We start from the raw sequence: 4,581 nt of genomic DNA on the forward strand, positions 1-4,581 counted from the left end.
CGGTAGTTTAATGAATTACTTTTGACTTAGTGATACTTAAACACAATGACAATGTTTTAGCGCCGCATATTTGTTTTTGTTGTGGTCATAATTTGGTTTCTTCAATTGACCTTGAAATTGAACAGGTAACGGCTGGATATATACTTAATTGATACATAACTAAACAGGATTAATTCAAAATAAAATGAAAATAGATAAAAGGCCATATACTATTTTAGTTATCGAAGATAATCCTGGCGATGTTACCTTGGTTGAAGATTTTTTATTGGAACATATTGAATACTTAAAGCTCAACAACGCGCGGAGTTTTAAAACTGCAAAGGAAATTCTATCATTTCAAAACGGACTGATCGATGCGGTGTTGTTGGACCTCTCACTTCCGGATAAATCAGGTGTTGAGCTTATTTTAGAAATTGTAGCACTTTGCCGGAAAATTCCGGTAATTGTTTTGACAGGGAACTCCGATTTCTGTTTCGGTGCGAAATCCCTTTCACTTGGTGTGTCAGATTATTTGTTAAAAGACGAGTTGACCTCTTTAACTCTTTATAAAAGTATTGTTTACGGGATAGAGAGAAAAAAGGCAACCAGCGCCCTGGAAGAATCAGAAAAGAAATACAGTGAATTGTTTCATTTGAGCCCGATGCCCATGTATGTGGTTGATTTGGAAACCATGGAGTTCCTGAATGTTAACAGAGCGGCCATAAGGCATTATGGATATAGCCGCGATGAATTTTTAAAAATGACCATACGCGATATCCGGCCTGCAGAAGATATTCCAGTGTTGGTGGAAGGCTTCTCGCAAAACGAGGATCTATTAAATCTGAAAGGGTCTTACCGGCATAAATTAAAAAACGGCAATATCATCTATGTTGAAATACAGGGTAGCACTATTATGCATAAGGGCAGGAAAGCCAAACTTGTTTTAGTGATAGATGTTACAGAAAAACTGAGGTATACTAAGGCGATTGAAGAGCAAAATGAAAAATTACGGGAGATATCATGGATACAATCCCATATGGTTAGAGCTCCGGTAGCCCGGATACTAGGGTTGATCGCCGTTTTAAAAGTGATAAAAGATAACAATAATGAAATGGAAAGGGTATTGAATTACCTTGAAATATCGGCAGATGAGCTCGACCTGATCATAAGGGAAATTACCGATAAAGTAGCACTTCCTGATGATTTTGAATTTGCTAATATAGAGGCATTGGCTTTTTAAGGCCGGCGATGTGTGGTTTGGGTTAAAACAGGAAAGTGTGGTTTGGGTTAAATGGGTCGCTAAAGTTGCGGCCCTTTTTCATTTACACTTTTACCGTTTTCCACCTGCCTTGTCTGAAAAGGTAAAAACTTAACAGAGCAGTTACAAATTGCGAAATTACGATCGCTATAAAAATTGCTTTTGGTTCTTTAATGTAGTATTGGCTTAAAAACCATGCCAGCGGAATTTGAAAAAGCCACGACCCTATGAAATAAACCAGGGTCGGTGTTCGCGTATCGCCGGCGCCATTATAGGCGTTTAACATAACCATTTCCACTCCGAAGAAGATGTAGCTTAAGCTGACGATCCGGAGCGTTTGTATGGCAAAATGCCGTGCCTGCGGGTCGGTATTTATAAAGTTTACTACCGGGGTGCCAAAAAGAAAGAAAAACAAACTGACGAGCACCATATAAATGGTAACGTATCCGGTAGTTATCCACACGCTTTTTTCAGCCCTTTCCGGGTGGCCCGCCCCCAAATTTTGGCCGGTTAAAGTAGCTGCGGCATTACTCATGCCCCATGCCGGCAGCAGGAAAAATATCAGCAAGCGGATGCCTATCTGGTAACCAGCCACGGCTGCTACTTGAAAACTGGCCATCAATCGCGTCAAAAATATCCACCCGCCTGAACTTACCAAAAACTGTACGGCGGCACTGCTTCCGATTTTAATGATCTGCAGCATAAGTTCCTTGTGAGGTTTGAGTTGGTGCAGATAAAAAGTTAGCAAACCTTGTTTAATAAACAAACGGTACAATTGATACAAAACCCCAATACCACGGCCGATAGTGGTTGCAATCGCAGCACCCTGAAGGCCAAGGCCAGGTAGTGGGCCCCAACCGTAAATTAACAAAGGGCACAAAATAATATTGCAGCCATTACTGATCCATAAACTACGCATAGCAATACTTGCATCCCCGGCACCCCTAAATATACCATTAATTAAAAATAACAGCATGATAACCAGGTTGCCGCCATACATGATCTGGGTATAACGAATATTTTCTGCTATCATTTTATCGTTTGCGCCCATCATTTGCAGGATGTTTCGCGCGAAAGTTACCCCAACAACCGACATGATCAACGAAAGTACCAGCGCAAACACGATCACCTGCATGCCTGCATGGGCCGCCTCCCGGTATCTTTTTTCGCCAACACGCCGTGCAACAAGTGCGGTAGCCGCCATACTTAAACCCATGGCTATGGAATAAACTATACTGAGCACCGATTCGGTCAGACCAACTGTTGCTACCGCTGCATCGCCCAGTTTGCCTACAAAAAAGATATCAACAACGGCGAAAATCGATTCGAGCGACATTTCCAGGATCATAGGAATGGCAAGCAGCAATACCGCCCTGCGAATGCTGCCTGTTGTATAATCCTGTTCGCTCCCTGCAAGAGCCTCGCCAAATAGCTTAAAAAACGGTCTTAATTTGCCTGAAGCAGTCGGTTTAGTCATTTGTTTTTACATCGCGGCATCTTTAAACCCGCCTGCCGCTACTCTTTTGTGATAATAAATATAAGAAACTGCCAGTATCGCTATGAAAATAAACATTGGCGCCCAATTAGTGACCGGGAAACCTGTGGCATACATGGAATAGGTTGCGCCGATTAAATCAAAAGTAAAGCCGGCATACGCCCATTCCTTTAACCTTGGAAAGCCAGGAGTAAGTATGGCGATTATTCCCAGGATTTTGGCGACAGCTAAAAAGTGGAAAACATAAGCCTGATAACCCATTTGAGCCATCATTTTGGCAGCATCAGGATTTTTCATGAAACTACCGATGGCTGACCATAGCATTAAAAGTAGGATCAGGATGGTAGAGACCCAATAAATAATGTTGATTTTTTTCATTTTTTTAATTGTTTATGCTTGTTTAATTGATTGATAGTAAAGTGTAACGACGCCGGATGTAAGAACTTTAACATTTACCGCTTTCAGCATTATTATCATGTTTCTTATCCTGATGGTAAGATAAAAAAGGCAATTTACATTTCGAACTTCAGTTTATATTCTGAAAAATAATAGCTTGAATCTTTAAATTGATCTTTTAAAAATAATCGTGCTTCCCTGCCTAATTTAACACAAGTATTTTTATTTTTTATGTCTTCAGCTGATTGGGTCGGCTGCAAAGAAGGGTACCATACGATGTGTCCGGGCTTATCCAATAATAGTTTCGGGACCGACCATTGTTGCGAATTATTGCCTCGGCCAAGATCCTGATTCTTATTAAATGAAATATAAACACTACTCCCTTTCCAAGACGGGCCTTCGGCCTTTGCCATCAGCATTACCCAGCAATGGAGATAGGTGTTCCAGCTTACTGATGGCCCCCAATAAAACTTAGAAGCGGGGTTTGACGCAGGACCACCGCCATTCGCTGGAGATATTTGCAGCTTTGCAATCGGGTTTCCTATGCCATCATAGGGGATGTCAAAATTTTTTCCGCTCCAGCGCATCGCTTTACCTGCCGGATAATCCAGGTCTGATAGATTAATGCGCGCCACACTTATGCATTGCCCTTTTCTTTCCGTTTCAGTATTGTAGGTACTGGCGGAGTAAGCGCCTGCATAGCCATATTCCCCATAAAATAGATAAAGGTAGCCGTTTGATGCTACGGCTGATGGGTCACCAACGCCACCTGCAAAAGTCACAGATGTATTGTTAGGCCGAAGGATCATCCTTGCCTGCTTATCTTCAATAAAAATACCTTTGTCCACCCAGCTTCGTCCGCCGTTAGTTGATTTCATGATACCTATCCTGCAAACGGCGGCAGGGGTAGCCGCGCCTGTTAATCCCTGTGGCCAGTCTTTGTCAATATAACCATTGCCCGATGCGGGGTCGTATGGGAACGTGACAGGATAGTTTTCGTTGTGGTAAACAGCATACAATGTTTTTCCACTTTGGTCTCCGCTATCCTGGTAAACGGTCTCAAACCATATGGCGCCATGTAGGCCAGCGTTCAGCGGTTTTACATTCGGCGGTAATAAAGGTTCCTTAAATCCTGTGGGCTGGGTTTTAAATGCCTCATCGGCGCTGCGCCCATCGGCGAATTTAAGATTGCGTGAATCGCCCCATAGTGGATCTTCACCATATTTGCCCGGAAAAATACGTAGAGTATCGCCGATCCAGGCTTCCGCCATATTACAATCAACAAATGAGTTTACGTAAAACTTTTCTGATGGTATTAGTGTTACACCGGGTCCGGAACCGTTACTGCTTTTGATGAATGCAGGCAAGGTAAAAGCAAACACTAATACAAGCAGGCATAGGGTGCCGATGGATTTTAAAAACAATTTAAGGTTATGTTCCATTAGGTTTAAAA

General features: G+C 42.3%; 4 protein-coding genes. 1 reads left to right on the top strand and 3 read right to left on the bottom strand.

Translation table 11 applies throughout. The features are described 5' to 3' along the window. The first annotated feature begins 184 nt into the window (after positions 1-184). Positions 185-1,219: a PAS domain S-box protein gene (locus QZY09_RS22280; RefSeq protein WP_295676296.1), complete on the top strand. Its 1,035-nt coding sequence runs from the start codon at positions 185-187 to the stop codon at positions 1,217-1,219. A gap of 82 nt (positions 1,220-1,301) precedes the next feature. Here QZY09_RS22280 and QZY09_RS22285 read toward each other — a convergent pair whose 3' ends face one another. The 3 genes from QZY09_RS22285 to QZY09_RS22295 form a co-directional block, all read right to left on the bottom strand. Then, complete coding sequence (locus QZY09_RS22285; RefSeq protein ID WP_295676300.1) at positions 1,302-2,714, bottom strand: MATE family efflux transporter; 1,413 nt, start codon at positions 2,712-2,714, stop codon at positions 1,302-1,304. A 6-nt stretch (positions 2,715-2,720) separates the two neighbouring features. Beyond that, on the bottom strand, positions 2,721-3,110 hold the full coding sequence (locus QZY09_RS22290; RefSeq protein ID WP_295676302.1) for a DoxX family protein: 390 nt from the start codon (positions 3,108-3,110) through the stop codon (positions 2,721-2,723). 134 nt (positions 3,111-3,244) lie between these two features. Beyond that, positions 3,245-4,581: hypothetical protein (locus QZY09_RS22295; protein WP_295676304.1), on the bottom strand; the 1,337-nt coding region annotated here is incomplete at its 5' end.

This window comes from uncultured Mucilaginibacter sp., from assembly GCF_903913935.1.
Taxonomy (GTDB): Bacteria; Bacteroidota; Bacteroidia; order Sphingobacteriales; family Sphingobacteriaceae; genus Mucilaginibacter.